Genomic DNA, 26,513 nt, shown 5'->3' with positions numbered 1-26,513 from the left:
GTCCCTTCCATTTAAAACCACACGTATCCAGCACGAAATACTATGCAAAAGTTTGATACCAAGACCTTCCAGGGCCTGATCCTGACCTTACAGGATTACTGGGCTCGTCAGGGCTGTACCATTGTTCAACCTTTGGACATGGAAGTCGGCGCCGGCACTTCACACCCGATGACCAGCTTACGCGCGTTGGGGCCAGAGCCAATGGCGACCGCTTATGTGCAGCCTTCCCGCCGTCCGACCGATGGTCGTTACGGTGAGAACCCGAACCGTCTGCAGCATTACTATCAGTTCCAGGTGGTGATTAAGCCATCACCAGACAATATTCAGGAACTGTATCTCGGGTCACTGAAAGAGCTGGGTATGGATCCCACCATTCACGATATCCGTTTCGTGGAAGATAACTGGGAAAACCCAACGCTGGGTGCCTGGGGGCTGGGTTGGGAAGTGTGGCTGAACGGCATGGAAGTGACCCAGTTTACCTACTTCCAGCAGGTTGGCGGTCTGGAATGTAAACCGATCACCGGTGAAATCACCTACGGTCTGGAACGTCTGGCTATGTATATTCAGGGCGTAGACAGCGTTTACGACCTGGTCTGGAGCGACGGCCCGCTGGGTAAAACCACCTACGGCGACGTGTTCCATCAGAACGAAGTGGAGCAATCCACCTATAACTTCGAATACGCGGACGTGGACTTCCTGTTCACCTGCTTCGAGCAGTACGAGAAAGAAGCGCAGCAGCTGCTGACGCTGGAGACTCCGCTGCCGCTGCCTGCTTATGAGCGTATTCTGAAGGCCGCCCACAGCTTCAACCTGCTGGACGCCCGCAAAGCGATCTCCGTGACTGAACGTCAGCGCTACATTCTGCGTATTCGTACCCTGACCAAAGCCGTTGCAGAAGCTTACTATGCGTCCCGTGAAGCCCTTGGCTTCCCGATGTGCAACCGAAACAAATAAGAGGCGGCCATGTCTGAGAAAACTTTCCTGGTGGAAATCGGCACCGAAGAGCTGCCACCAAAAGCCCTGCGCAGCCTGGCTGAATCTTTTGCTGCGAACGTGACTGCCGAGCTGGATAACGCTGGCCTGGCGCACGGTAAAATTGAATGGTTTGCTGCGCCGCGTCGTCTGGCGCTGAAAGTGGCTAACCTGGCGGCGTCTCAGCCGGATCGTGAAGTGGAAAAACGTGGCCCGGCCATTGCCCAGGCGTTTGACGCCGAAGGCAAGCCGAGCAAAGCGGCGGAAGGCTGGGCGCGTGGTTGCGGTATTACCGTTGACCAGGCCGAGCGTATGACCACCGACAAAGGCGAGTGGCTGCTGTATCGCGCTCACGTAAAAGGTGAAAGCGCTGAAGCGCTGCTGCCGGAGATGATTGCGAGTTCGCTGGCTAAACTGCCGATTCCTAAGCTGATGCGCTGGGGCGCGTCCGACGTGCACTTCGTGCGTCCGGTTCACACCGTGACCCTGCTGCTGGGCGATACCGTGATTCCGGCCACCATCCTGGGCGTGGCGTCCGATCGCGTGATCCGCGGTCACCGCTTCATGGGCGAGCCTGAGTTCACCATCGACAATGCCGATCAGTATCCGCAAATCCTGCTGGAGCGCGGTAAGGTCATTGCTGACTACGAACAGCGTAAAGCCAAAATCAAAGCCGATGCAGAAGAGGCGGCGCGTAAGATTGGCGGTAAAGCCGATCTGAGCGACAGCCTGCTGGAAGAAGTGACCTCGCTGGTGGAATGGCCGGTTGTGCTGACCGCGAAGTTCGAAGAGAAGTTCCTGGCCGTTCCGGCTGAAGCGCTGGTGTACACCATGAAGGGTGACCAGAAGTACTTCCCTGTCTACGCCAACGACGGCAAGCTGCTGCCAAACTTCATCTTTGTCGCGAACATCGAATCGAAAGATCCGAGCCAGATTATCTCCGGTAACGAGAAAGTGGTGCGCCCGCGTCTGGCGGATGCCGAGTTCTTCTTCAACACCGACCGTAAAAAACGTCTGGAAGATCATCTTCCGCGTCTGCAGACCGTACTGTTCCAGCAGCAGCTGGGTACGCTGCGCGACAAGACCGACCGTATTGCGGAGCTGTCCGGCTGGATCGCCCGTGAAATCGGCGCTGACGTCAACCACGCCACCCGTGCGGGCCTGCTGTCCAAGTGCGACCTGATGACCAACATGGTGTTCGAATTTACCGACACCCAGGGTGTGATGGGGATGCACTACGCGCGTCACGATGGCGAAGCGGAAGACGTGGCGGTTGCCCTGAACGAGCAGTATCAGCCGCGCTTTGCGGGTGACGAGCTGCCGTCTAACCCGGTTGCCTGCGCCGTGGCGATTGCCGATAAGATGGACACCCTGGCAGGTATCTTCGGTATCGGCCAGCATCCAAAAGGCGACAAAGACCCGTTTGCGCTGCGTCGTGCGGCGCTGGGCGTGCTGCGTATCATCGTTGAGAAGAACCTGAACCTGGATCTGCAGACCCTGACCGAAGAAGCGGTGCGTCTGTACGGTGATAAGCTGACCAACGCCAACGTGGTGGATGATGTGATCGACTTTATGCTCGGTCGCTTCCGCGCGTGGTATCAGGACGAAGGTTACACCGTTGACACCATTCAGGCGGTACTGGCACGTCGTCCAACCCGTCCGGCAGATTTCGATGCGCGTATGAAGGCGGTTTCCCACTTCCGTACGCTGGAAGCGGCATCTGCCCTGGCTGCGGCCAACAAGCGTGTCTCCAACATTCTGGCGAAATCCGACGAAACGCTGAACGAGCGCGTAAACGCCGCGACGCTGAAAGAGCCGGAAGAGATCGCCCTGGCGATGCAGGTTGTGGTGCTGCGCGACAAGCTCGAGCCGTACTTCGCGGAAGGCCGCTACCAGGAAGCGCTGGTGGAGCTGGCGGAGCTACGTGACGTTATCGACGCCTTCTTCGAGAAAGTGATGGTGAACGTAGAAGACAAAGAGCTGCGTATTAACCGTCTCTCTATGCTCGAAAAACTGCGTGAGCTGTTCCTGCGCGTGGCGGATATTTCGCTGCTGCAGTAATGTGCCCGTTGTTATAAAGGCTAAAAACCCGCTTCGGCGGGTTTTTTTATGGTGCACTGATGAAAATTTAACCTTGAAATGGTCAACACATTACCGCTATTCTTATCCGCGTTAACTTTCTCGCTCTGGAGCGCCCCCCAAAAATGAACAAACACGACTGATGAATTTCGATCCTTGCTAAACGCTACCGCGTCGGCAGGGGATGTTTTGATTTCATTCAGGAGTGCTTATGGCTCATTTTGCGCAGTCCCCCTCTTTTATTTTGCATCAGGTCACCTGTCAGTTTGCGACGGGCGATATCCTTTTTGGTCCGCTGAATCTCACGCTGGAGCCCTCCCTGTGCGCGCTGGTTGGTCGCAACGGTAGCGGGAAAACGCGTCTGCTGCGCATGCTGGCGGGGCGGGATGAACCAGCCAGCGGTCATATTGAACGCTTTGGCTCGTACTTCTATGTGGCGCAGCAGCATGCTATTTCTGCACAGACGACACTGGCGGAACTGCTGGGTTATGAGGCGATTTTCGCGGCACGTGAGCGTATTGATAGCGGCGATTACCAGCCTGAGGATCTGGACATACTCGACGGCCACTGGGATTTAGCCGAGCGTCTGAGCGAGGCATTTATCCATGCGCAACTGCCCGCGTTTGATCCGGATAAGCCCGCCGGTGAACTCAGCGGCGGCGAGCGCATTCGCGCCCTGCTGTGCGGGGCATTTACGGCGGACGCGGACTTTCTTCTGCTGGACGAACCCACTAACCATCTGGATCGACAAAGCCGGGCATGGTTTTACGACCAGCTTAGACGGTTTCAGGGCGGTGTGCTGGTGGCCTCCCATGACCGAGAACTTCTGGAGCAGGTACCGCGTATTCTGGAACTGAGCGCCTCGGGCCTGCGCAGCTACGGCGGGAATTATGCGGACTATACCCATCAGCGGGATACCGAACAGCAGGCTGCCCGTGCGGCGCTGGAGCATGCAGCAACCGAGCGCAAACGTACCCGGGCGCGCATGCAGAAAGAGCATGACGACAGCCAGCGGCGGTCGGCAAAGACGTTACGCACCGTTGATACCCTGAATATCGCCTCGTTTGAGCGGGTCAAATACAAAGGCGCGGCAAAGGAACGAATTGGCAGCTGGAAGAAGCAGCACAGCGAGCAAAACGAGGCGCTGAATGCCGCGGTTAATAAGGCGCGTGAAAGGGTTGAAGAAGATAACCCGGTGATGTTTACCCTGCCGGGAAGTCAGATCCCGGAAGGCAAACAGGTGCTGGTGCTGGAGGATCTGGTATTACCGCATGTGCCCGTTGCACCCATCACCTTGCGCATGGACGGACCGATGCGCGTGGCGTTAAAGGGGCCAAACGGCTGCGGAAAATCAACGCTGTTAAGAACTATCCTCGGTGAGATCGCCCCACGTTCAGGTGCCTGTAAGGTTTCTGTCAGCTGCGCCTATCTCGATCAGCATTTGTCACAGCTCGATCTTTCACAATCGGTCATGACGCATCTCAATTTGAGTCATACGCCTCTGGAAGAGGGGGTATTGCGAACCCGTTTAGCGCAGCTGCAGCTGGGTGCCGACAAAGTCACGCTCCCGCTGGCGGAACTCAGCGGTGGCGAGCGTCTTAAGGCTGCGCTCGCCTGCGTGCTTTGGCGCGCTGAAGCCACGCAGCTTCTGCTGCTGGATGAACCAACCAATCATCTTGATCTGGCTTCGGTACAGGCGATTGAAGCGGCGCTGGCCGGTTTCCCCGGGGCACTGCTGGTGGTATCACACGATGAGGCTTTTTTAAGAGGCTTAACGTTAACGCATGAATGGGTGTGGGAACAGGCGGGATGGCGTTGTGAAAGCCTTTAAAACACAAGCCCCCGCAAAGGCGGGGGCATTCAAACGTCACTACGCTATCTGTTTGCTGAGTGCAGGGTTGGCCTGAATCAGGCGCATCAGCTTTAACTCGGTTGGGGTGGGTTTCTCACGTTTCGACTCCCACTCCTGCACCATAGCCACGCTGACACCCATCGCTCTGGCGAATTCTTCGGTTTTCAGTCCTGTCCCTTTGCGCAATTGCTCATATTCTGTAAAGGGATTGGATTTTTGTTGCAGGGTAATCGTCTGCGGTACATCTTTAAAAATGATCTGTTCCAGACTGCTCAGCAGCTCAAACTCAGGATCTTTATATTCCATTGAGGACTCCTCTTAAATCTCACATCGTGATCAAGAACATCAGAGAGCCAATTAAGAATAGTCCCTAATCCAGACCCAGGATCGTCACGGCTGTGATTAATCGTGCGGTAACGAATGCTGTACCCGATTCAGCGATATGGATATTTATGCTAATTACCTGATTAGTCATATGTCGGCCTCGCCAGGTATTTTTTTGTAAATGGTAAGAAATAAATTGGCAATAGCCGTTTTGCATGAAAAGAGTATCTTGCAAGGCTGACCTGGACTATCCTTGTCAGCGTTGGGCACGCGTGTGCCGGTGTGCGCTTTTTTGGGTGAAAGGAGTAATAAAATGGCGACAGGAAAGTCCTGCTCTCGCTGGTTTGCGCCTATTGCGGCGTTGTTGATGGTTGTTAGCCTGAGTGGGTGTTTTGATAAAGAAGGCGATCAGCGCAAAGCGTTTATCGATTTTCTGCAGAATACAGTGATGCGCAGCGGCGAGCGGTTGCCGACGCTGACTGCGGATCAGAAAAAACAGTTTGGCCCCTTCGTGTCCGATTACGCCATTCTTTATGGTTATTCACAGCAGGTGAGTCAGGCGATGGATTCCGGTATCCGCCCGGTAGTGGATAGCGTGAACGCCATCCGCGTTCCACAGGATTATATGACGCAGCGCGAACCGTTACGTCAGTCCAACGGTGCGCTTGGCGTGCTGAGTCAGCAGTTGCAGAATGCGAAAATGCAGGCTGATGCGTCACGTTCTGCGCTGAAGCAGGGCGACGATCTCAAACCTGTCTTCGACAAAGTGTATGAGAAAGTGGTGACCAAACCGTCTGAAGCGCTGCAACCGCTGATTCCGGCCGCGCAAATTTTCACGCAGCAGCTGGTTCAGGTGGGTGACTTTATCGCCCAGCAGGAGACTCAGGTAAGCTTTGTCGCCAATGGCATTCAGTTCCCGACCTCGCAGCAGGCAAGTCAGTACAATACGCTGATTGGACCGCTGGCCTCCCAGCATCAGGCCTTTAGCCAGGCCTGGAGCGCAGCCGTCGCGGCCACAGAATAAACTGAAAAAACCCCGCTTCCGGCGGGGTTTTTTTATGCATTCCGAAAATAACGCTTGTCATTCCTCCCCCACATCGGTATAACTGTTCGCGTCGGTTTGTTACACAGACCTAAAGCAGTTTAGTAAAGCAGTCCAGATTGTTATCCATAGATACCCTTCGTAGTGACCCTTCCTTCATCGCTTAAAAATCTGTAACGCAATCCATCAAGCCGGAAGGCACAATATATTTGTTAATTAAGGTAATTCTATGTCTGCTAAAATGACTGGTCTGGTAAAATGGTTCAACGCTGATAAAGGTTTCGGCTTCATCACTCCTGACGATGGCTCTAAAGACGTGTTCGTACACTTCTCTGCTATCCAGAACGATGGCTACAAATCTCTGGACGAAGGTCAGAAAGTGTCCTTCACCATCGAAAGCGGCGCTAAAGGCCCAGCAGCTGGTAACGTTGTAAGCCTGTAAGCTTCCAACCCAGTAGCAAAGAATTTAAAAACCCGCCTTCTGGCGGGTTTTTTCGTTTCTACCGTTGTACCTGCGGATTCACGCAGTTCATCTCCACTCTGCCACTGAGGGCAGCGATAAGATTATCTACTGCCGTGGCCGCCATGTTGTAGCGCGTCTCATGGGTGGCGGAGCCGATGTGGGGCAGGGCGACCACGTTGGGTAGCGTCAGCAGTGGGGAATCCACCGGCAGCGGCTCCTGCTCAAACACGTCCAGACCGGCGGCATGGATCTCACCGTTTTGCAGGGCTTCAATCAGCGCCTTCTCATCCACTACCGGGCCGCGACCCGCGTTGATGAAAATGGCTGACTTCTTCATCTTTTCGAACGCCGCTTTGCCAATCAGATGACGGGTTTCGTCTGTCAGCGGCAGGACCAGGCAGACAAAATCCGCTTCCTGCAGCAGCGTATCCAGCTCGCAGTAGCGGGCGTTAAAACGTTCTTCAGCTTCACTGTGGTGGCGACGCGCGTTGTACAGAATCGGCATGTTAAACCCAAAATGCGCGCGCTGCGCCAGTGCCAGTCCGATACGCCCCATGCCCACAATACCCAGCGTTTTGCCGTGCACATCCACGCCGAACCAGTCCGGACCTATGCTTTTTGTCCACTCGCCCGCTTTGACGCGCTCAGCCACTTCCACCACGCGACGGGCCGTCGTGAGCATCAGCGCCATTAGCGTGTCGGCCACAGTTTCCGTCAGGGCATGCGGTGTATGCATCAGCAGGATCCTGCGGGCATTAAGGGCCTCCACGTCGAAGTTATCGTAACCCACGGACACGGTTGAGGTAGCACGAAGCTTCGGCATTTTCTCCAGCAGGGCGACATCCACTTTTTCGCTTGAACCCAGCAGGCCTTCAGCGCGGGCGAACGCCTCGGCGTGCTGTGCCACGGTCTCCGGGCTCAGGTTCTTCACCTGCGTGACGGTGAAGTGCTCTTCAAGGCGCTTCTGCAGATCTTCCGGCAGGGCTTTATACAAAATGACGGACGGCTTCATGCTAATCTCCGTTGTGTTTTAAGGTTTCAGGCGTGGCGAGCGCCGACAGGGTGTTGTTGATTATTAGCAGGCTTAACAATCAGAGTAAGCCATACGGAGGCGAAAAGCGCCACCCCCATAAAGATGTACGACGCAGCCGGGCTGCCGGTGGCACCGTTCAGGTAACCGACGAACCAGGAGCCGCAGAACGAGCCCAGCGCACCCATACTGTTGATCAGCGCCATCGCGCCACCTGCGACGTTACGCGGCAGCATCTCCGGGATGATGGCAAAGAACGGTCCATACGGGGCGTACATGGCTGCACCGGCAATCACCAGCAGCGTATAAGAGACCCAGAAGTGGTTTGCGCCCACGGCCCAGGAGCCAATGAAGGCAAAGGCAGCGATCAGCAGCAGCGGCCAGACAAACAGCTTACGGTTTTGCAGCTTGTCCGATGCCCAGGAGACGATGATCATCGCGATTGTCGCCGCCAGATACGGCACGGATGACAGCCAGCCTACCTCGACCATACCGAGGTTTTCACCGCCGCTGCGGATAATGGACGGCAGCCACAGCACAAAGCCGTACACCCCAATACTCCAGGTAAAATACTGTGCGCACAGCAGGATCACGTTGCGGGAGCGGAAGGCTTCGCCATAGTTACGCACCGCCTTCAGTCCTTGCTGCTCTTTATCCAGCTGTGCCTGCAGCGCCGCTTTCTCATCTTCGGAGAGCCATTTCGCCTGGGCTGGTTTATCTTTCACCAGCACCCACCAGCAGAAGGCCCAGATAATCGCCGGTACCCCTTCGATGATAAACATCTCGCGCCAGCCGAAGGACTGGATGAGGTAGCCGGAGACGACCGACATCCACAGTACCGTGACCGGGTTACCGAGGATCAGGAAGGTATTGGCGCGTGAACGTTCGGATTTGGTAAACCAGTTGCTGATGTAGATCAGCATCGCCGGCATCACCGCCGCTTCAACCACGCCGAGGATAAAGCGAATAGCGGCCAGGGCAGGAATATTGTTCACCATGCCGGTGAGAGACGCGCAGGCGCCCCACAGGATCAGACAGATGAAGATCAGCTTGCGCACGCTGCGGCGTTCCGCATAGATCGCGCCAGGGATCTGGAAGAAGAAGTAGCCGAGGAAGAAAAGGGCGCCCAGCAGGGAGGAGATCCCTTTGGTGATCCCCAGGTCTTCGGTGATCCCTGCCGCGGACGCGAAACTGAAGTTGGCACGATCAAGGTACGCCAGGCTGTACGTGATGAACACGATTGGCATGATGTACCACCAGCGTTTTACTGCATTGGTCGAACTGTTCATAGGCTTGCCTCTGTTGTTGAGGTGGTTACCGCCGTTGTCTGTAGGGTACACGGTGGTTTGTTTTGTTGAGTACGATGTATGCCCCCTCACCCCGGCCCCCCCCAGAGGGGAGAGGGTTAGGGTGAGGGGGATGTTTATTCGTTAAGCTGTGCTCGTGTTGGTAATCCTTCGCTATCGCCCTGTACCTGAATGGCCAGCGAGCCAATTTTGTTGCCCCGCGCGACGGCCTGTTGCAGCGTTTTGCCTTCCAGCAGGGCGCTAATGACGCCCACGGCAAAACCATCGCCTGCGCCGACGGTATCGACGACGTTCTCAACCTTCACCGCAGCGACCGCGCCCTGTTCACCCTCGGCGGTTTTAAACCATGCGCCATCGGCACCGGTTTTCAACACCACCGCTTTTACCCCCTTATTAAGGTAGAAGTCGGCAATGCCTTCCGGCGTACTTTCGCCGGTCAGGATCATTCCTTCTTTCAGGCCCGGCAGAACCCAGTCCGCCCGGAACGCCAGACGGTTGAGCTTCTCAACCATTTCTGCCTCGCTTTTCCACAGCACCGGGCGCAGGTTGGGATCGAATGAGATGGTCTTCCCCTGGGCTTTCATGGTGGTCGCGGCATGATCGAGCAGTTCATACGAGCTGGCAGAAAGTGCCGCGGCGACGCCGCTCAGGTGCAGGTGACGTGCGCCAGCAAAATAGTCGGCGTGGTAATCCGCCACGGAGAGATGGCTTGCGGCCGATCCTTTACGGAAATATTCCACGATGGGATCGGTTCCATTTTCGACTTTAGATTTAAGCTGAAAACCGGTGGGGAAGCGTCCATCGAGGGTGACGCCTGCGGCATCAATACCCTCTTTTTTCAGTGAGTCGAGAACGAAATGGCCAAAGCTGTCATCCCCCACGCGGCTGACCCAGCCGACGTTCAGGCCGAGACGCGCCAGCCCGGTCGCGACGTTCAGCTCTGCGCCTGCCACGCGTTTAATAAAGCGCTCCACCGCGCTCAGCTCGCCTGTTTCGGTGGCGACAAACATCGCCATGGCCTCGCCGATGGTGATGACATCCAGCGTCTTGTGCATGGTTTACTCCTCGCGTAGCAGGTTGACGTAATGGCGGGTCACGGCGGTTAAATCCGTCCCTTCCAGCGGGAACTCGATACCGCGCGGGGCATCGGCGGGCAGCTGGCTGAGCAGATCCAGCCAGCGCGCATCGGCGTGGTCCGGTGCGACAGCGCGGAAGTTATCCTTATGCGGCACGGCGGCTTTCACGTGGATATAACTCACGGCAGGGGCCAGATGGCGGGCTGCTTCTTCGGGCGAATCGCCAACCCACAGCCAGTTACCCATGTCGAAGGTCAGGGTGACGGGGAGCGCCATGTCCCGACAGGCGGCCTGGAAACGCTGCATAGGCGCGAGCTGGCCGCAGTCGGTCTGATCGTTTTCCACGACCAGCGCCATGCCGCTTGTGTTCAGCAGCGCACGCAGGGCGTCGAGAGAGTGCGTGTCGCTGAAATGGCCGAGGGAAACCTTGAGCCACAGCGCGTTCAGGGTATTGGCCTCTGAAAGATAGCGGGGCAGATCCGGGTTGAGTGTGCCGTCGGGCATAAACAGGGCGGCGGGTGCGGAGTAGCACGCCAGCAGGCCCAGCAGCTCAATGGATTCCCCCAGCGCAGGCAGCGCCTGCAGCTCTTCGCTGTTGAACAGTTCCCGGCGGATCTCCACGCCGTCTGCGCCCGCACCAGCAATAACGGGAAGCATCGCCCGCTGACCGCCCGCCTGTCGCACCTGTTCCGCGCCGTACGCGGCGGTGACCACCATAATTTTCCTGTCCATCGTCGGACTCCATCGCAACATATCAATACTATTACGCTAGATGGAACCGGTTCCAAAGAAAAGGTCAGGATGTTGAATTTATGATCGACATCACAAGGGGAAATTAACGCGCGGTGGAGCCGCGAACAATCAGTTCACCGGAAAACACCTGCTCGCGTACGGCATCGCTGATACCTTCGATACGACGAACCACTTGTTCTACAGCAGCATAGCCAATTTGCCAGGTGGGTTGTTTGAGGGTGGTGATACCGACACCGGCCAGCTCCGCCCACTCCAGTTCATCAAACCCCAGCAGACCAATGTCGCTGCCCCAGTGCAGGCCAATGCGCTTGAGCGAACGGGCGACCTGAAGCGTCAGCGCCCCGTTGGCGGAGATCACGGCTTTGCGCATCCCGCGATGGCGGGTGTGGAACTGGCGCAGGGTGTTGTCGAGCTGGTCGGCTTCGTGAAGCGGCGTTTCGGCATTTTCGGCGATCACACCCGGATAACGCTCCAGCGTGGCGCGAAATGCGCCCAGGCGTTCACGACGGGTGTTAACCATGCCCAGCGGTTCGCTCAGAAACAGAATGGCCTCGAAACCCTGTTCAATCAGATGTTCGGTGGCGGTCGTGGCTGCCTGGGTGTTATCCAGCCCGACCACATCACAGGCAAATTCGGGAATTTTACGGTCGATGAGGACCATGGGCAGGGAGGACTGCTGCAGGCGATTTAATCCTTCTTCCCGCATGCCCACCGCGTTAACCACAATCCCTTCCACCTGATAGCTGCGCAGCAGATCGAGATAGTGCAGTTCCTGGTCGACTTCATTGTTGGTATTACAGACCAGTGGCGTGAAGCCCTTCTCGCGACAGGCCGCTTCAATACCACTGAGCACGTTAACGGAATAGGGATTGGTGATATCGGCGATGATAAGACCGATGAGACGGGTACGGCCGCGTTTGAGCCCGCGCGCCATGAGGCTGGGACGATAGTCGAGATCGGCAATCGCCTGTTCAATTCGCGCCAGCAGGGCATCAGACAACAGGTGTTTCTCGCCGTTGAGATAGCGCGAAATACTGGTTTTACCGGTTCTGGCGGCTTTCGCCACGTCGCTGATGGTGGCCCGGGCTGGTTTGCTCATCACTGATTTCCCTGAATTTAGTGAGAATACCTTAGCGGGAAAATCGGACGAATCAAGTAATTTGCCCGGTGGCGCTGCGCTTACCGGAGGTTGCGGCCTGATGCTCTCACCCCAACCCTCTCCCACGGGAGAGGGCGCAAACACTAAAAACGGCAACGGGGTTGCCGTTTTGCTTTTACCTACTGAATTGGGCTTAACGTAATCTCAACGCGGCGGTTCTGCGCTTTGCCTTCCGCCGTGCTGTTGCTGGCGATAGGGTTAGCTGGGCCCATGCCGCTGGTGCGAATGCGGTTTGCTTCTACACCCTGGATAATCAGCGAGCTGGCCACGGAATCGGCGCGCTGCTGGGACAGACGCATATTCAGATCCTTGCTGCCGGTGCTGTCGGTGTAGCCAATCACGTTCACGGCGGTTTTGTTGTACTCTTTCAGCACCATCGCCACGCCGGTCAGGGTGTTAGCACCCGCAGGTTTCAGCGTGGCGCTGTTGCTGTCGAAGGTCACGTTGTTTGGCATGTTCAGGATGATGTTATCCCCGCTGCGGGTGACACTCACGCCGGTTCCCTTCATTTTGTCGCGCAGTTTCGCTTCCTGTACGTCCATGTAATAACCGACGCCGCCGCCCAGCGCCGCGCCCGCTGCTGCGCCAATCAGCGCGCCTTTGCCACGGTCTTTCTTGGAGGAGGAGAGTGCCCCAACGCCTGCGCCTACCAGCGAGCCGATACCCGCGCCGATACCGGATTTACCCGCTTCGCGTTCGCCGGTGTAAGGGTTGGTTGTGCAGCCAGAAACAGCCAGTGCACCGCTCACCAGAGCGGCAATAACGAGTACGCGTTTTTTCATCTTCTTTCCTTAATCCTTTTTATTCTTTGCCACGGCGAGCGTGGCAGTTGATTATGACGTCCGGATACGGAGAAAATTCCGGGGATAACTCTGAAATTTGTGACAAACCATAAACTGCCTCAATAAGAAGGCCGTAAACCTGCACGCAACCAGGAGCGCACGCTTGAGCACCTCAACGAAAACCATTCTGACCGCCGCCCACTGGGGGCCGATGCTGGTCGAAACCGATGGCGAGAATGTCCTGTCGTCTCGCGGGGCATTGCCAACCCAACATCCCAACTCTTTACAGACCGTCGTTCGCGATCAGGTGCACAGCAAAACGCGCGTGCGCTGGCCGATGGTGCGTAAAGGATTTCTGGCTTCGCCGGACAAGCCACAGGGCATTCGGGGTCAGGACGAATTTGTTCGCGTGAGCTGGGATGACGCGCTGGCGCTGATCCACACGCAGCACAAGCGGATCCGCGAGAGCTACGGCCCTGCCTCTGTTTTTGCCGGCTCTTACGGCTGGCGTTCAAACGGCGTGCTGCATAAGGCCTCGACGCTGCTGCAGCGTTATATGAGCCTGGCGGGAGGCTACACCGGCCATCTCGGGGATTACTCCACCGGCGCGGCGCAGGCGATTATGCCGTATGTGGTGGGGGGCAATGAGGTTTATCAGCAACAGACCAGCTGGCCGCTGGTGCTGGAACACACCGACGTGGTGGTGCTCTGGAGCGCTAACCCCCTCAACACGCTGAAAATTGCCTGGAATGCCAGCGACGAACAGGGAATTGGCTATTTTGACGCGCTGCGTAAAAGCGGTAAGCGTATCATCTGTATTGACCCGATGCGTTCTGAAACCATGGACTTCTTTGGCGACAGCGCCGAGTGGATTGCCCCGCATATGGGCACCGACGTGGCAATGATGTTAGGTATCGCCCATACGCTGGTCGAAAACGGCTGGCACGATGTCGAATTCCTGACGCGTTGTACCACCGGCTTCGATAAATTCGCCGACTATCTGACGGGTAAAACGGATGGCGTGGCCAAAACGGCAGAGTGGGCGGCAGACATTTGCGGCGTTCCTGCGGATAAACTCCGCGAACTGGCGGCGTTATTCCATCAAAACATCACGATGCTGATGTCCGGCTGGGGGATGCAGCGCCAGCAGTTTGGCGAGCAAAAACACTGGATGCTGGTGACGCTCGCCGCGATGATCGGGCAGATCGGTACCCCGGGCGGTGGTTTTGGTCTCTCCTATCACTTCGCGAACGGCGGTAACCCCACCCGTAAAGCGGCCGTACTGGCCTCCATGCAGGGCTCGGTGCTGGGGGGCGTGGATGCCGTGGATAAAATTCCGGTGGCGCGTATTGTTGAAGCCCTGGAAAATCCGGGCGGTTTTTATCAGCACAACGGTCAGGACCGCCATTTCCCGGAGATTAAATTTGTCTGGTGGGCGGGTGGGGCGAATTTCACGCATCATCAGGATACCCATCGTCTGATCCGCGCCTGGCAGAAGCCGGAGCTGGTGGTGATCTCAGAGTGCTTCTGGACCGCCTCGGCCAAACACGCCGATATCGTGCTGCCGGCGACCACCTCGTTTGAGCGTAACGATCTCACCATGACCGGCGACTACAGCAACCAGCATATGGTGCCGATGAAGCGCGTGGTGGCGCCACGTGATGAAGCGCGTGATGATTTTGACGTATTTGCTGAACTGAGCGAGTTGTGGGAAGCGGGTGGTCGGGAGCGTTTCACCGAGGGGAAAACTGACCTCGAATGGCTGGAAACCTTCTATCAGATTGCCGCTCAGCGCGGTGCCGCCCAGGGTGTCACGCTACCGCCCTTTACTGAATTCTGGGAAGCAAACCAGATCGTCGAAATGCCGGAGAGTGAACAGAACGCGCAGTTTGTCCGTTTCGCCGATTTCCGACGCGACCCGGAGAAGCACCCGCTGAAAACCGAGAGCGGAAAGATGGTGATCTACAGCGAGCGCATCGCCAGCTTTGGCTATGCCGACTGCCCGCCGCACCCTATGTGGCTCGAGCCGGACGAGTGGCACGGCAACGCCCAGCCGGGGCAGCTGCAGGTGTTGTCAGCCCATCCTGCGCATCGTCTGCACAGCCAGCTTAATTACACGTCACTGCGTGAGCGGTATGCGGTTGCAGGGCGAGAGCCGATTACGCTGAATACCCTCGATGCAAATGCCCGCGGAATTGTTGACGGTGACGTGGTGCGCGTCTGGAACCATCGCGGGCAGGTGCTGGCCGGAGCGGTCGTGAGCGACGGGATTAAACCGGGTGTTTTCTGTATTCACCAGGGCGCCTGGCCTGACCTGGAGCCCACCGAAGGGGGGATCTGTAAAAACGGGGCGGTTAACGTGCTGACCAAAGATCTCCCCAGCTCGAAGCTGGGGAATGGTTGTGCAGGAAACACGGCGCTGGCCTGGGTCGAGAAATATCAGGGACCCGAGCTTACCTTAACGGCGTTTGATCCGCCTGCCAGCTCATGATCCAGGTCGGATGTTGAGTGTCATCCTGCCAGGCGCTGTCTTCAATACGAAAGCCCTGCGCGTGGTAGAAATTCACCGCCCGGACATTTTTCTGATACACCTCCAGGCTTAAGTGCGGGAAGCGCTGTTGAACGTGGTTCAGCAGCGCACGCCCGATGCCTTTACCGATATACCCCGGGGCGACAAACAGTGCGCCGACAAACTGCGACTGCATCACGCTGATAAATCCGCAAGGTTCGCCATCCTGTTCCCAGACCCAGGTTTCAGCCGAAGGCAGGTAAACGTCCCGCACCATGGCTTCATTTTCTTTCCAGTAGCTCTCCTCAATAAACGGATGCGCTTCTGTGGTGCTTTCAAGCCATAGGCTCAGAAGCGGCGCGGTATTCTCACTTTGCCATTTGCGGATCATGATGGCCTCCCGGATGACAGAAGCAGCCGGTAACATGGTCGTTGACCAGGCCACAGGCCTGCATAAAGGCGTAGCAGATGGTGGAGCCGACAAACTTAAAGCCGCGTTTTTTTAGCGCTTTCGAGAGCGCATCCGAGGCCGGCGTTGAGGCGGGGATTTCCGCGAGCGTAGCGGCCTGCGTGATTTGCGGTTCGTTATTCACAAACGTCCAGACAAACGCTGAAAATGATTCACCGTTTTGTTCCATCGCCAGGTAAGCGCGTGCGTTACCGATGATGGCCTGGATCTTACCGCGATGGCGGATGATGCCGGCATCCAGCACCAGGCGTTCCACGTCGTCGTCGGTCATGGCGGCGACGGCGACAGGATCGAACTGGTGAAAAGCGTTGCGGTAGTTTTCGCGTTTCTTCAGTACCGTAATCCATGACAAACCCGCCTGCTGGCCCTCCAGGCAGATCATCTCGAAGAGTTTTTTGCCATCCCTTTCCGGCACGCCCCATTCCCGATCGTGATAGTCGATATAAAGCTGATCCTGGCTTACCCAACCGCAACGTTCCATCCCTCATCTCCCTTATTGATACTGATTTGGCAAAATTTTCATGCTGTCTGGCTTGACGTGTTTACTATAAAGACAATAGTTAATACAAGGGCTATAAGCCCTTCCTGTATAACGACAAATATCGCCGAATTCGGCTCTCTCTGGGGTCGCGTTGAAGATGATAAAAAAAATCAGTGGTCGCCATGCTGCTTCTGGCCTGGTGGGGATTTCAGCCTGCCTGTTTTTGTGTACTACAGCGTCTGCCTGGCAACAGGAATATATCGTTTCAGACGCACAAAATAATACGGCGGAACGCTATACCTGGGACGCGGATCACCAACCGCGTTATGAGGATATTCTCGCTGAGCGAATTCAGTCTTCGCAAGATGCGCCTGGTCTGGCCCTGAATGTGCCGTCTGGCACCACCCTGGACGGTGGGATGAGCGTGGGCTGGAATTTTCCGGTTTCAGCGGGCATCAACACCGGCCCGGTGGTGGCGTGGCGTTATGACGGCACGGCTCCCATGATGATTAACGAGTTTGGTGATAGTGCGACGATGCAAACGTCCAGCGACCCGCTCTGGCATGCCAGCGTCAGCACGCTGGGGTGGCGTGTGAATACCCGCTACGGCGATCTCCGTCCCTGGGCGCAGATTAGCTATAACCAGCAGTTTGGTGAGAATCAGTGGAAATCGCAGTTTGGCATGCCGCAGACACCCTCTCCGGCACAAAACGGCAACTGGATGGATGTGACCGTGGGAACGGATATGCCGTTTAACACGCACGTTGCGGCCTATGCGTCGCTTGCACAAGGGGAACACACCACCAGCGGAGAGGAGTTTTTGTATACTCTGGGTGTTAATGCAAATTTCTAGCGTTGTTACTTTTTTAAACGTTACGATAACATCCTGAACACAATAACCGCAGGGGGTTACAGCGATAGCAGATACTAACATACTATCGCTTTATTCCCGGGCCAGGCCATTCATTCCCGATTCCAGGCATTTCATTCCGTTTCGCCTGCACTTCATGCCGTTTTACCCCAGGCATATTAAGGTTTTGTTTATCGTTGTCCTCAGTGAATTCCCTCAATTTCTCTTGCAGGACAACTGCCATGAACACATCAACTTATAACCGCACGCGCTGGCTCACGCTCTTTGGCACCATCGTCACCCAGTTTGCGCTGGGCTCGGTCTATACCTGGAGCCTGTTTAACAGTGCCCTTTCCGACAAACTCGGCGCACCGGTTAGCCAGGTCGCGTTCTCCTTTGGTCTGCTGAGCCTGGGGCTGGCAATTTCGTCTTCCGTGGCGGGCAAGCTGCAGGAGCGTTTTGGCGTGAAGCGTGTGACCATGGCGTCCGGGCTCCTGCTCGGCCTGGGCTTTTTCCTGACGGCGCATTCCAGCAACCTGATGATGCTGTGGCTGAGCGCCGGGGTGCTGGTGGGGCTGGCCGATGGCGCAGGTTACCTGCTGACGCTGTCGAACTGCGTGAAGTGGTTCCCGGAACGTAAAGGCCTGATCTCAGCATTTGCCATCGGATCTTATGGTCTGGGCAGCCTCGGCTTCAAATTTATCGACGCCCACCTGCTGGCGTCCGTTGGTCTCGAAAAAACCTTTATGATCTGGGGCGCAATCGTTCTGGTGATGATCCTCTTCGGCGCCACGCTGATGAAGGATGCGCCGCAGCAGGAGGTTAAGTCCGTGAACGGCGTGGTGGAGAACGACTTCACCCTCGCGCAGTCCATGCGTAAACCCCAGTACTGGATGCTGGCGGTGATGTTCCTGACGGCCTGCATGAGCGGCCTGTATGTTATCGGTGTCGCAAAAGATATCGCCCAGGGGATGGTGAAACTGGATGCGGCCACGGCGGCCAATGCGGTGACCGTGATCTCCATTGCCAACCTCTCCGGTCGTCTGGTGCTCGGTATTCTCTCTGACAAAATCGCCCGTATCCGCGTGATTACGATTGGGCAGGTGGTTTCGCTGGTCGGTATGGCGGCTCTGCTGTTTGCCCCGCTGAACGAAGCGACCTTCTTTGCGGCGATTGCCTGCGTAGCCTTTAACTTCGGCGGCACCATTACCGTCTTCCCGTCACTGGTGAGCGAGTTCTTTGGCCTGAATAATCTGGCGAAAAACTACGGCGTTATCTATCTGGGCTTCGGGATTGGCAGTATCTGCGGTTCGCTGATTGCTTCCCTGTTCGGTGGGTTCTACGTGACCTTCTGCGTCATCTTCGCCTTGCTGATTATTTCCCTGGCGCTGTCGACCACGATTCGTCAGCCGCAGCGCGAAGTCTTCAACGAAGCGCATGCGTAGGGTATGTCATTAATAATGTAGCCGGTCATACACTGCGCTTACCCGGCCTACATTTCACAACAATATCAGTACATTGCACAGTTCCTTGTAGGCCTGTGCAAGCGTAGCGCTCCTCGGGCGCTTTTTTTATTTAGCACAAATACATAATTAATTATGTCCAAAGAAACGTTAAATAAAGATGATGATTCATTTGTGTGATCTATGAATTCATAAAAATAATATATAATTTATATGGGTTTATTCCTAATAAAAGACCAGGTTTATACGAACAGTCTTATATCACAATGAATTTGCTTAATTTTAGTTTTGGCTAAAAAACCGCTTTACTTTATCTAATTTTAAAGTCCAATTCCCCCTCTATATACTCCGTTTCCTCACAGAATGCAGGTAATTCCTAAGGATGCATTCTGTCATCTACCGTCATAAATGGAGTTTTAAATGAAAAAGGTTATTTTTGCACTGTCTGCTCTGGCTGTCGTTTCCTCTTCTGCTTTTGCTGCTAACTCTGGCGATGGCACCGTTAAATTCACCGGTGAAATCGTTGACGCGCCATGCGTAATTTCTACTGACTCTCAGAACCAGGAAGTTGTGCTGGGTCAGGTTAAGAAAACTGTTTTCAAAGCTGTTGGCGACAAATCTGTTTCCAAGCCATTCCAGATCAAACTGGAAGATTGCGACATCACCTCTAAAACCAAAGTTGACGTGAGCTTCGCTGGCGTGGCTGACGCAGACAACGCGAAACTGGTTTCTGTAAACACCGAAGCGGGCGCGGCAACGGGCGTGGGTATCGGTATCTATGACAACAGCAACACCGCTGTTGACATGAACACCGGTAAATCCACCACCACGCTGTCTGCTGGTCAGACCGTGCTGTACTACACCGCTAACTACGTTGCGACCAAAGCGGCCGTTACCACCGGTTACGGTAACGCAGAAGTTGATTTCAACCTGACCTACAACTAATAAGCGCTTTACCTTTACTTAAAAAACCAATGGCAACGGAAACCCCGTTGCCATTTTTTCCAGCGAGTCTCAGGGAGAGAAGCATGAACCGCTCACGTTTGATATCTTGCGCAGCACTGGCGCTGGCGCTGATTACACAAAACAGTTTTGCAGGCGGCGTGGCATTAAGCAGCACGCGCGTTATTTATGACGGCAGCAGAAAGGAAGCTTCTCTGACGGTCAATAACAAAAGCACCACGGATGAATTTCTTATTCAGTCATGGATTGATGATGTTAGCGGTAATAAAAAAACGCCGTTTATCATCACCCCACCTTTATTTAAGTTAAACCCGACGAAAAATAACGTTTTACGTATTGTGAATGCCGCTAATACGTTACCGCAGGATCGTGAGTCCGTTTACTGGATTAACGTGAAAGCGATTCCTGCCAAAAGTGAAAACGCCGAAGGTAAAAACGTACTGCAAATTGCCGTGCGTACTCGCTTAAAACTTTTTTATCGCCCGGCTGGCCTGAAAGGCAACAGCATGGACGGCTGGAGCAAACTGCAGTTTACCAGCGCAGGGGCTAACCAGATCAAAGTTGAAAACCCCTCTGCCTTTAACCTCACTTTTAATAAATTTTATGCCAACGGCCGCGATATTGAAAAAGCGGGAATGGTTCCAGCAAAAGGTTCGTTGAATATTGAATTGCCTGCCGGCACCGGCAAGGTAAGCGAAGTCAAATACAACATTATTAATGACTTCGGTACGGCTGGCGACATGCTAACTCAGCGCGTTAATTAATACGTTTTGAAGGTTTATTACTATGCCATAGACGCATCTTCCTCAGGTCAATAAGGTCCCGCGTTTCCCACTGTCCGCGCTCGCGCTGATGGTTGCGGGTATGCTTCCCGCGTATGCGGGAACATTTAACCCGCGCTTTCTGGAAGATGTGCCGGGTATTGACCAGCATGTTGACCTTTCAATGTATGAATCCAGTAAAGCCGAACAGCTGCCGGGTAAATACCGCGTGTCGGTGGTGGTCAACGATAAAAAAATGGAGTCCCGTACCCTGGAGTTTAAGACTGCGACAGAGGCTCAGCGCACAAAAATGGGTGAAAGCCTGGTGCCGTGCTTAAGCCGCGTGCAGCTTGAGGACATGGGTGTGCGTATTGAAAGCTTCCCGGCGCTGAACATGGCACCGCCGGAAGCGTGCGTGGCCTTTGACGACATTATTCCTCAGGCCGCCAGCCATTTCGATTTTGCAGACCAGACGTTGATCATGAGTTTCCCGCAGGCCGCGATGAAGCAGACGGCGCGTGGTACCGTACCTGAATCGCAGTGGGACGAAGGGGTGAATGCCCTGCTGCTGGATTATAACTTCACCGGGAGCAACGCCAGCTATGACGCGCACGACGGTGAAACCAGCTACAGCAGCGACAGTTACTACCTGAACCTGCGCAGCGGCGTGAACCTTGGGGCATGGCGGTTACGTAACTACAGTACCTGGACGCGAAACGATGGCGATAACAAATGGGATAACATCGGCACCTCGTTGAGCCGTGCCATTGTGCCGCTGAAATCACAGCTGACGTTGGGGGATACCTCCACTGCGGGTGATATATTTGACAGCGTGCAGATGCGTGGGGCGCAGTTAACCTCCGACGAAGAAATGTTGCCTGACAGCCAGCGCGGATTTGCGCCCGTTATCCGCGGTATTGCTAAAAGTAACGCCGAAGTCACCGTTGAGCAGAACAACTACGTAATTTACCGCACGTTTGTTCAGCCAGGTGCGTTTGAAATTAATGACCTGTACCCAACCTCAAACAGCGGCGACCTGACGGTCACCATTAAAGAGGCGGACGGCAGCGAGCAGAAATTCGTACAGCCGTTCTCCGCAGTGGCTATTCTCCAGCGTGAAGGTCACCTTAAGTACAGCCTCTCCGCAGGGGAATACCGTGCCGGGAACTATAGCAGCGCCGAGCCAAAGTTCTGGCAGTTGGATGCCATGTACGGTCTGCCGTACGGCTTTACCGTTTACGGCGGGTCGATCTTCTCGGATGACTATTACTCGATGGCGGGGGGCTTAGGTAAAAACTTCGGTTACATCGGTGCGGTCTCCATTGACGTGACGCAGGCGAAAAGCAACCTGGCAAACAATGAGAGCGCGGAAGGTCAGTCTTACCGCTTCCTCTATTCCAAGAGCTTTAACAGCGGTACCGACTTCCGTCTGCTGGGTTACAAGTATTCCACCAGCGGCTACTACACCTTCCAGGAAGCGACGGATGTGCGCAGCGATGCGGACAGCAGCTACAGCCAGTATCACAAACGCAGCCAGATCCAGGGCAACCTGACGCAGCAGTTGGGCACCTGGGGCTCGGTCTACTTTAACGTCACGCAGCAGGACTACTGGAACGATGAAGGCAAGCAGCGCTCGCTGAACGCTGGTTATAACGGCCGTATTGGCCGCGTGAACTACAGCGTGGCCTACACCTGGACGAAAAGCCCGGAGCGGAATGAAAGCGACCGCTTGCTGTCATTCTCCCTGTCGATCCCGCTGGGACGCATGTGGAGCAACTACCACCTGACCACCGATCAGCACGGCCGCACCAACCAGCAGGTGGGCGTGAGCGGAACCGCGCTGGAAGAGCGCAACCTGAACTACAGCGTGCAGGAAGGCTACGGCAGCAACGGGGTGGGTAACAGCGGCAGCGTGAACCTGGATTACCAGGGCGGCGTGGGCAGTGCCAGCATGGGTTACAACTACAACCGCGACGGCCAGCAGGTGAACTACGGTCTGCGCGGCGGGGTTATTGCCCACAGCGAAGGCATTACGCTTTCTCAGCCGCTGGGCGAATCCATGGCGATTATCTCCGCGCCGGGCGCGCGCGGTGCGCACGTTATCAACAACGGTGGGGTGGAAGTGGACTGGATGGGTAACGCGGTGGTGCCTTACCTCACGCCGTACCGTGAAACGGAAGTCTCACTGCGAAGCGACAGCCTGAACAGCAGGGTTGACCTTGATACCGCTTCCGTCAACGTGGTGCCGACGCGCGGCGCGATTGTCCGGGCGCGTTTCGATACCCGGGTGGGCTATCGCGTGCTGATGACGCTGACCCAGGCGGATGGCAAGCCGGTACCGTTCGGTGCCACCGCCACGCTTCTGGATAGCAAAAAAGAGTCCAGCAGTATCGTCGGTGAAGACGGACAGCTTTATATCAGCGGTATGTCGGATAAAGGCGCGCTGCAGGTGACCTGGGGTAAAGGCCAGGCTCAGCAATGCCGCGTGGCGTTTACGCTACCGGAACAACAGGATAATGCCGGCGTGGTGATGGCGAATGCCGTCTGCCGGTAACAGGGAAGGATAGGATTATGTTGAAAAAATTGATGACGTTTGCTGGCCTGCTGGGTGGTGCTGTGTTGTTCTCCGGGCAGGCGCTGGCGGCAGCGGACTGGGGACCATGCACGCCGGATGGTGGTACGCACAACTTTTCTGCCGTGCTGGAAAAAATGATAACCGATACTTCGAAGAATGCCACGGGAAACGTTTTTCCTGATTTTTGGTCGTGGAATTTGGGAGGAACATATACAGCTGTCTGTGAATGCCCGGCAGGGACTGATAAATCCGTTTTATATTATCGGGCGACCTCCCCCCTGCCTCTTGGTCATAGCCAGGGTGATCGTGATTTTTTTGTTGTTAACAATTATATCCAGATTTCAGCCGACGTTTGGATTGAAGGTGTCAAAAAGGATTATTTTAAAGTTCCTTTTACCAATCAGGATAATGGCAATATGAGCCGAGGGGGCTGTGATGTGGATCCAGACGCGAGAATAAGTTTTGTGACAGGGAGTAAAGGAAAGTTAACGCTCTATATCAACCATCCGTTTGTAGGACAACTGGATATCCCCAACACAAAAATAATTGATTTATTTGGCTCTTTCAAATCGGGGGTTTTTGGTGCGACTCCGCTGGCATCCGTTTTTTTGAGTGGGCACATTATCGTTCCCCAGGGCTGCGAACTGTCTAGCGGCAGCACTCTGGAAATTCCGTTTGGTGAATTCCAGTCACATGACTTTAAAAATCGCAAAGGGCAGATGCCCACGGGCGCCACGTCCATTACCAAAGAGTTGCAGTTTAAATGCACCAATATATCGGATGGCGTAAAAATCTATCTGCATATTGAGGGCACGCCGAACGAGAACGACAGCCGGGCAATTAGCATGGGTAACCCGGATGTGGGCGCCATTATCAAGGGCGAAAGCGGTAACGTACTGGTACCAAACAGCACTGCCTTTGTGCAGGATATGAAAGTATCAGACCTGATGGATGAGACTCACCGCGTTGCATCCACAAAGTTGACCTTCGAGCCGATTAGCACCACCGGTAAAATGCCGACAACGGGTGATTACGAAGGCATTGCCAGCCTGCGTATCGATGTGGAGTAACGACAATGAAAATCATCAATGCATTAGCAGGCTGTGGGTTACTGGTTTCAACGGTCGTGATGGCGGCACCGGTGAACATCGGTTCTGCGGGTGACGTGCATTTCACCATCAGCATCCGCCAGGGGACATGCGAGCTGGAAAAAGACAGTATCGACGTTGACATGGGGTCGGTTGTTTTACAAAAACCGGTGAGAGTCGGTAAGGAACTCAACCAGAAAAGCTTCTCGATTGGCCTGAAAAACTGCGCGGACGTTGCGCGCGTGTATGTGACGATGGACGGAACGGCGGATTCAACCAATCCAGATCTTTTCGCTCTCGACAGCGGCGGCGCAACCGGGGTTGGGCTGAAGATTCAAACCAAAGGTGGCGTGCAGCAGTTTCCGGTCAGTACCGATACCACGCCGGTTGAACACACCGTCTGGTTTGATGGTACGAACAAGCTAAACTATATCGCCAGCTATGTTACTGTTAAACCCGATGCAACCGTGGGCGCGGCGAATGCGACGGTGAATTTTAGCGTCGTATACGAGTAATCACAGAGGGCCAGTTCGCTGGCCCTTTTCCATTTTTACTGATTTTTTGTAAAAACCTTCATCGATCACACACTCAGCTGCCACTTTTTCCTTCCTCTGTGGTCTACTTACCACGCCTGTCGTCGTTTCACTGAACGATCCCTTGTGCGTATATTTAATCTGCCCACGTAATAATCAGCGTGGGCGGCGGTACTGTCCCTTATTTCCGGGTAGCTTGCATGAAATACATTAAATCGATGGCGCAACAAAAGCTCTGCTTTTTGCTGGCGTTGTACATCGGCCTGTTTATGAATGGCGCGGTTTTTTTCCGTCGGTTTGACGGTTATGCGCAAGATTTTACCGCCTGGAAAGGAATTGCAGCGGTTGTTGAATTGGTCGCCGCGGTACTGGTCACCTTCTTTTTATTCCGTATTCTGACCCTGTTTGGTCGTCGCGTGTGGCGTGTGCTGGCAACGTTTATCGTGCTGTGCTCGGCGGGGGCCAGCTATTACATGACCTTTATGAACGTGGTGATTGGCTACGGCATTATTGCCTCGGTGATGACCACGGATATCGATCTCTCTAAAGAGGTCGTGGGGTTGCACTTTATTCTCTGGGTGGCGGCGGTTAGTGCTTTGCCGTTGCTGCTCATCTGGAGTAACCGCTGCCGGTACACGCTGGTTCACCAGATCCGCACGCCGGGTAAACGCTTCAGAAGCGTTGCGATTGTCCTGCTGGCCGGTCTGATGGTCTGGGGGCCAATTCGTCTGCTGGAGGTGAAGCAGAAGAATGACGAACGTACCTCCGGCGTGGATATGCCAAGCTACGGTGGTGTGGTTGCCAACTCGTATTTACCGTCTAACTGGATCTCTGCGCTGGGGCTGTATGCGTGGGCGCAGGTGGATGAGTCTTCTGATAATAAATCGCTGATGAACCCGGCGAAGAAGTTTACCTATGTCGCGCCAAAAGATATCGACGATACCTACGTCGTCTTTATTATTGGGGAAACCACGCGCTGGGATCATATGGGTATTCTTGGCTATGACCGCGATACAACGCCAAAACTGGCGCAGGAGAAAAACCTGATTGCCTATCGCGGCTATTCCTGTGATACCGCCACCAAGCTCTCCTTGCGCTGCATGTTCGTACGCGAAGGGGGGGCGAGCGATAACCCACAGCGGACATTGAAAGAGCAAAACGTCTTCTCGGTGCTGCATCAGCTTGGGTTTACGTCTGACCTGTATGCGATGCAGAGCGAGATGTGGTTCTACAGCAACACCATGGCGCAGAACATTTCCTACCGCGAGCAGATTGGCGCGGAGGCGCGTAACCGCGGTAAGCCTGTTGATGACATGCTGCTGATTGATGAGATGAAGTTGTCTCTCAACGGTAACCCGAACGGTAAGCACATGATTATTCTGCATACCAAAGGGTCGCACTTTAACTACACGCAACGCTACCCGCGTAGCTTTGCGAAATGGACGCCGGAATGTGTCGGGGTGGATAAAGACTGCACCAAAGAGCAGCTGATTAACTCTTATGACAACTCCGTGATGTATGTGGATCACTTTATTGATTCGGTTATTGACCAGGTGCGTGATAAGAAAGCGATAGTGTTCTATGCGGCGGACCATGGTGAATCCATCAATGAATTCGAGCACCTGCACGGTACGCCACGTAAGATGGCGCCGCCGGAGCAGTTCCGCGTACCGATGATGGTGTGGATGTCTGACAAGTATCTGGAAGATCCGGAGAAAGCGAAGATGTTTGCTCACCTGAAAAAAGAGGCGGACATGAAGGTGCCACGTCGTCACGTTGAGCTGTACGACACTATTTTAGGCTGCCTGGGTTATACCTCTCCGGACGGCGGTCTGAACGAAAATAACAACTGGTGCAAACTCCCTGACAGCACCGCTAAAGCCGCACAGTAGCTCGCCTGGCGAGAATATCGCCAGTTGAAGGGCTTTTTTAAATTAAGGGATTGACGGAGACGCACCTCAGCAGTAAGATGCGCTCCGCAT

The 26,513-nt window shown here is 55.0% G+C and carries 23 protein-coding genes; 14 read left to right on the top strand and 9 right to left on the bottom strand.

Annotated elements, in window-relative coordinates; translation table 11 throughout:
• The first annotated feature begins 42 nt into the window (after positions 1-42).
• The 3 genes from glyQ (at position 43) to C5687_RS13655 (ending at position 4,882) form a co-directional block, all read left to right on the top strand.
• Positions 43-954 (top strand): glycine--tRNA ligase subunit alpha, encoded by a 912-nt coding sequence (gene glyQ, locus C5687_RS13665; RefSeq protein ID WP_104557117.1) that lies wholly within the window; start codon positions 43-45, stop codon positions 952-954.
• Positions 955-963: 9 nt separating this feature from the next.
• Positions 964-3,033, top strand: coding sequence for a glycine--tRNA ligase subunit beta (glyS, locus tag C5687_RS13660; RefSeq protein ID WP_104557116.1), 2,070 nt, complete (start codon positions 964-966; stop codon positions 3,031-3,033).
• A 229-nt stretch (positions 3,034-3,262) separates the two neighbouring features.
• The gene (locus tag C5687_RS13655; protein ID WP_047957491.1) at positions 3,263-4,882 is read left to right on the top strand and encodes an ABC-F family ATP-binding cassette domain-containing protein; all 1,620 of its coding nucleotides are present in this window, start codon (positions 3,263-3,265) and stop codon (positions 4,880-4,882) included.
• Between the two features lie 39 nt (positions 4,883-4,921).
• On the opposite strand, the gene C5687_RS13650 is transcribed toward C5687_RS13655, so the two are convergent.
• Positions 4,922-5,209, bottom strand: a complete 288-nt coding sequence (locus tag C5687_RS13650; protein ID WP_025759170.1) for an HTH-type transcriptional regulator — start codon at positions 5,207-5,209, stop codon at positions 4,922-4,924.
• Positions 5,210-5,540: 331 nt separating this feature from the next.
• On the opposite strand from C5687_RS13650, the gene C5687_RS13645 reads away from it, so the two are divergent.
• On the top strand, positions 5,541-6,251 hold the full coding sequence (locus tag C5687_RS13645) for a DUF3053 domain-containing protein (RefSeq protein WP_025759171.1): 711 nt from the start codon (positions 5,541-5,543) through the stop codon (positions 6,249-6,251).
• Between the two features lie 247 nt (positions 6,252-6,498).
• Positions 6,499-6,711, top strand: coding sequence for a transcription antiterminator/RNA stability regulator CspE (cspE, locus tag C5687_RS13640; protein WP_003860775.1), 213 nt, complete (start codon positions 6,499-6,501; stop codon positions 6,709-6,711).
• Positions 6,712-6,769: 58 nt separating this feature from the next.
• On the opposite strand, the gene ghrB is transcribed toward cspE, so the two are convergent.
• The 6 genes from ghrB to C5687_RS13610 form a co-directional block, all read right to left on the bottom strand.
• On the bottom strand, positions 6,770-7,744 hold the full coding sequence (gene ghrB, locus C5687_RS13635) for a glyoxylate/hydroxypyruvate reductase GhrB (protein ID WP_095452088.1): 975 nt from the start codon (positions 7,742-7,744) through the stop codon (positions 6,770-6,772).
• Positions 7,745-7,770: 26 nt separating this feature from the next.
• Positions 7,771-9,051 carry an MFS transporter gene (locus C5687_RS13630; RefSeq protein ID WP_025759175.1) on the bottom strand — a complete coding sequence of 427 codons (1,281 nt, stop codon included), beginning with the start codon at positions 9,049-9,051 and terminating at the stop codon, positions 7,771-7,773.
• Between the two features lie 134 nt (positions 9,052-9,185).
• Positions 9,186-10,124 carry a sugar kinase gene (locus C5687_RS13625; protein ID WP_095450668.1) on the bottom strand — a complete coding sequence of 313 codons (939 nt, stop codon included), beginning with the start codon at positions 10,122-10,124 and terminating at the stop codon, positions 9,186-9,188.
• A gap of 3 nt (positions 10,125-10,127) precedes the next feature.
• Entirely contained in the window at positions 10,128-10,877 is a 750-nt protein-coding gene (locus C5687_RS13620) for a sugar phosphate isomerase/epimerase family protein (protein WP_059386732.1), read from the bottom strand.
• Positions 10,878-10,980: 103 nt separating this feature from the next.
• Positions 10,981-11,997: a LacI family DNA-binding transcriptional regulator gene (locus C5687_RS13615; protein ID WP_021242472.1), complete on the bottom strand. Its 1,017-nt coding sequence runs from the start codon at positions 11,995-11,997 to the stop codon at positions 10,981-10,983.
• 179 nt (positions 11,998-12,176) lie between these two features.
• Positions 12,177-12,839: an OmpA family lipoprotein gene (locus C5687_RS13610; protein WP_104557115.1), complete on the bottom strand. Its 663-nt coding sequence runs from the start codon at positions 12,837-12,839 to the stop codon at positions 12,177-12,179.
• 211 nt (positions 12,840-13,050) lie between these two features.
• Here C5687_RS13610 and C5687_RS13605 point away from each other — a divergent pair, with 211 nt between their 5' ends.
• Positions 13,051-15,330, top strand: a complete 2,280-nt coding sequence (locus C5687_RS13605; protein WP_238380479.1) for a molybdopterin guanine dinucleotide-containing S/N-oxide reductase — start codon at positions 13,051-13,053, stop codon at positions 15,328-15,330.
• Here C5687_RS13605 and C5687_RS13600 read toward each other — a convergent pair.
• Together C5687_RS13600 and tag are read right to left on the bottom strand one after the other, a co-directional pair.
• Positions 15,293-15,739 carry an N-acetyltransferase gene (locus tag C5687_RS13600; RefSeq protein WP_104557113.1) on the bottom strand — a complete coding sequence of 149 codons (447 nt, stop codon included), beginning with the start codon at positions 15,737-15,739 and terminating at the stop codon, positions 15,293-15,295. The two genes, C5687_RS13605 and C5687_RS13600, sit on opposite strands and share 38 nt — an antisense overlap.
• Positions 15,717-16,298: a DNA-3-methyladenine glycosylase I gene (gene tag, locus C5687_RS13595; RefSeq protein WP_059386730.1), complete on the bottom strand. Its 582-nt coding sequence runs from the start codon at positions 16,296-16,298 to the stop codon at positions 15,717-15,719. The genes C5687_RS13600 and tag overlap by 23 nt, the downstream gene beginning before the upstream one ends.
• Positions 16,299-16,455: 157 nt before the next feature.
• Here tag and C5687_RS13590 point away from each other — a divergent pair, with 157 nt between their 5' ends.
• The 8 genes from C5687_RS13590 (at position 16,456) to eptB (ending at position 26,423) form a co-directional block, all read left to right on the top strand.
• Positions 16,456-17,151 (top strand): autotransporter domain-containing protein, encoded by a 696-nt coding sequence (locus C5687_RS13590; protein WP_095452092.1) that lies wholly within the window; start codon positions 16,456-16,458, stop codon positions 17,149-17,151.
• Positions 17,152-17,390: 239 nt separating this feature from the next.
• The gene (locus C5687_RS13585) at positions 17,391-18,593 is read left to right on the top strand and encodes an L-lactate MFS transporter (RefSeq protein WP_059386728.1); all 1,203 of its coding nucleotides are present in this window, start codon (positions 17,391-17,393) and stop codon (positions 18,591-18,593) included.
• A gap of 438 nt (positions 18,594-19,031) precedes the next feature.
• A complete protein-coding gene (gene lpfA, locus C5687_RS13580) occupies positions 19,032-19,556 on the top strand; it encodes a long polar fimbrial major subunit LpfA (protein ID WP_059386727.1) in 525 nt (174 codons plus the stop codon).
• A gap of 83 nt (positions 19,557-19,639) precedes the next feature.
• Complete coding sequence (lpfB, locus tag C5687_RS13575) at positions 19,640-20,338, top strand: long polar fimbrial biogenesis chaperone LpfB (RefSeq protein ID WP_059386726.1); 699 nt, start codon at positions 19,640-19,642, stop codon at positions 20,336-20,338.
• An 88-nt stretch (positions 20,339-20,426) separates the two neighbouring features.
• Positions 20,427-22,889 carry an outer membrane usher protein LpfC gene (gene lpfC, locus C5687_RS13570; protein ID WP_238380478.1) on the top strand — a complete coding sequence of 821 codons (2,463 nt, stop codon included), beginning with the start codon at positions 20,427-20,429 and terminating at the stop codon, positions 22,887-22,889.
• Positions 22,890-22,906: 17 nt separating this feature from the next.
• On the top strand, positions 22,907-23,980 hold the full coding sequence (gene lpfD / locus C5687_RS13565) for a long polar fimbrial protein LpfD (RefSeq protein ID WP_104557112.1): 1,074 nt from the start codon (positions 22,907-22,909) through the stop codon (positions 23,978-23,980).
• 5 nt (positions 23,981-23,985) lie between these two features.
• On the top strand, positions 23,986-24,513 hold the full coding sequence (gene lpfE / locus C5687_RS13560; RefSeq protein ID WP_059386723.1) for a long polar fimbrial protein LpfE: 528 nt from the start codon (positions 23,986-23,988) through the stop codon (positions 24,511-24,513).
• 218 nt (positions 24,514-24,731) lie between these two features.
• The gene (gene eptB, locus C5687_RS13555; protein ID WP_045285993.1) at positions 24,732-26,423 is read left to right on the top strand and encodes a kdo(2)-lipid A phosphoethanolamine 7''-transferase; all 1,692 of its coding nucleotides are present in this window, start codon (positions 24,732-24,734) and stop codon (positions 26,421-26,423) included.
• Positions 26,424-26,513 lie beyond the last annotated feature (90 nt).

The sequence above is a fragment of the Enterobacter sichuanensis genome, assembly GCF_002939185.1.
GTDB classification, from domain to species: domain Bacteria; phylum Pseudomonadota; class Gammaproteobacteria; order Enterobacterales; family Enterobacteriaceae; genus Enterobacter; species Enterobacter sichuanensis.
Note: the sequence above shows the minus strand (reverse complement) of the source record. Positions and strands in the feature narration are given on the sequence as shown.